This window comes from Helicobacter brantae, assembly GCF_003364205.1.
Taxonomy (GTDB): domain Bacteria; phylum Campylobacterota; class Campylobacteria; order Campylobacterales; family Helicobacteraceae; genus Helicobacter_G; species Helicobacter_G brantae.
The window spans coordinates 1-2,553 of record NZ_NXLV01000027.1 but is presented as its reverse complement, the minus strand read 5'-3'; the positions used below and the strand labels follow the sequence as shown (position 1 = coordinate 2,553).

Annotated in this window: 1 protein-coding gene; it reads right to left on the bottom strand. The window is 39.8% G+C overall.

The annotated features are described in order from the left end of the window. On the bottom strand, window positions 1–2,553 hold a 2,553-nt coding region (locus CQA58_RS08320; RefSeq protein WP_170126780.1), incomplete at both ends, for a beta strand repeat-containing protein.

Here is a 2,553-nt window from a genome sequence, read left to right as displayed (position 1 = left end):
TTGACTTTATCCAAAGATAGTCCTGCATTATTGCTATTACTTGCATAGCTTGAGTTTCCTTTGGTGCTAGAAGTTCCATAAGCTAGGGCAATTCCCATATAGTTTCTTGCATTCTCTCCTACACTAAGTGAGTAGTCATATCCTGCTTGAGCTGTGAGATAATCTGTCTTACTTCCTGCTCCAAAGTCATTACTCATATTCCCCCCAAAGACTCTAGCCCATACTCCTTGATTGTGATCATCATCTCGCAATTCTCCCATTCTCTTATTTAGAGAGTTGAAGTTGGCAAGGTAAAGATCATAATTGACAGCTAGAGCTGAACTTGCCACTTCTTGATAGATAGGATCAGCTTCTATCTCTCTAGTATTTTTGATGATGAATGTATTTGCATCAGTGTCCATTGCACCAATAGTGACACCTACTTTTGCTCCACCAATATAGCTCTCTCCACCTACAATCTCTACACTATTATCAGTTCTTGTAGCCACAATAACCTTATCACTCTCTGTGATAGAGAAGACATCATTTCCACCTGTGATTGAGATGATTGCTACTCCTGAAGGAGTTGAAGGTTGGGCAACATTGTATGGATTTGCTTGTGATGCTCCAAACTCTACTCTATCAGATTGGGTTTGACTTGCATAGAGTTTGAATGTCGCTTCTCCTGTGAAGGTATCATTGATTGTAAGAGTATTTCTAGCACTTGCACCATTTGAAGCCAATGCAACGCTTCTAGCCATAGCATATGGAGTTTGTGGTTTCACTCCTACAGAGAGATCGACTAATCCACCATTTGAAGTGAGTGAAGTAATCGTATTATCACTTGAGCCAAACACTAGAGTGGAGTTAGTAACCTCAAAGCTTAGAGGTTTGTCATTTACATTGATAGCTGAAGTAATTGTAGTGCGTGTGCCATTCAAAGCAATAGTGTTGCTTGTAGTTCCACTTGCACTAATGCTATCAATCACAGCTGAAGAGCTAGAGATAGTGAGAGTATTTGAATCTGTCGCACTTAGAGCAAGATTGCTGAGGGCAACTGCTCCACCTGTGAGTGTGGCATTTGAAGTATTGCTAGTATCTCCTACTAACTCTATCTTTGAGCCATTTCCTGAAGTGCTTAATCCTCCATTGAGGGCTAGAGTTGTGTTTTTGAGCTTGATTGTAAGGTCTTGATTGTTTTCTACATTGATTTGGTTTGTGATACTCAAAGTTGAAGTAGCATTGCTTAAATCAAGGATATTTCCTGTGCTTGTCTCTCCTAGTGTGAGAGCTTTGAGAGTTCCACCATTGAGAGCTAGAGTTGCACTATTTGTAGTATCTTTTCCTTTGAGCGTAGCTGTGAGGTTAGTTCCATTGAGTGTGCCAATCGTTGTGCTCATCGCTCCAGTTGTAACATTTGAGTTGTCAAGCACAAGTGTTGTGTTTGCTCCACTTGCATTGAGAGTAGTGATTGCGTGAGTTGTGACTTCGGTATCCTTGCCCTCAAGGGTGAGAGTAGCGTTTGAGCCTTGAATCACAATGTTGTTTTGCCCACTATCAGCAATGGTGATATTTCCTTTGATTTTTGAGTTTTTTCCTAGTGCGATATTATTCACCCCTCCACCACTTGCACTAATGCTTCCATCATGTGCATCATCACCTATATAAAGAGTGCCGACATTGATATAGTTCTTTCCACCATTAGTATTGAGATTTTGAATAGTGAGAGTGAGATTACTTGCTTGATAGGTTGCATCACTCCAATTAGAATCATTGAAAGCTGATTTGAGTGCTAGTGTCGCTCCACTATTTAAAGTAAGATTTTTACCGATGTAGATGTTACCTGATTTACCATTGGCATAGATTTTGGCACCATTATCACCACCATTTGTGGAGAGAGTGTCAGCCTTATTAACATCTGTGATCGTCAAACTCTGTGGGTTTGAGCCTTCAAAGCTTAAGATATTGGCAGTATTGCGTGTATTAGCATCTCCTGATACCACAGTGGCTGTAACTTCATCCACTACACCTTCTACTTTTCCACCAAATTTGAAGATATTTTGTTTATAACGATTTGCACTATCATCAGTGTAATTATTGTTTGCAATGATAGTTAGACTACTATTGCCAAACTTAGCATCTCCACTAATATCAAAAAGGTTTTTTGTTGTCTTGCCTCCATTATATCCAGCATAAACCGAACTTGATGTAGCAAACTCAATGGAGTTGGCAATAATAGTGTTTTTTGTATCTGATGTATGATTTTTGGAAATCACACCTCCTGAGAGTGTGATTGAGTTGGCTTTGATTGTATTGGTTGCTCCACGATCCACGCTCAACTCACCGCTGAGATTTAGTGTAGAGACATTGATAGTGTTATTGATTGCACCTGTTTCGTTTGTAAGCCCTGCAAGAGTGAGTGTTCCATTAAGAGAGTCATCTGTATTGACACTCAAAGTCCCATTAGAGGTAGTTACACTTGCTAGAGTGAGAGAAGAAGTGCTATCAATATTGACATTGAGATTTTTTGAGCTATCAAGGGTTAGGGTGGGATTCCCAATCGTTGTAGTTGAA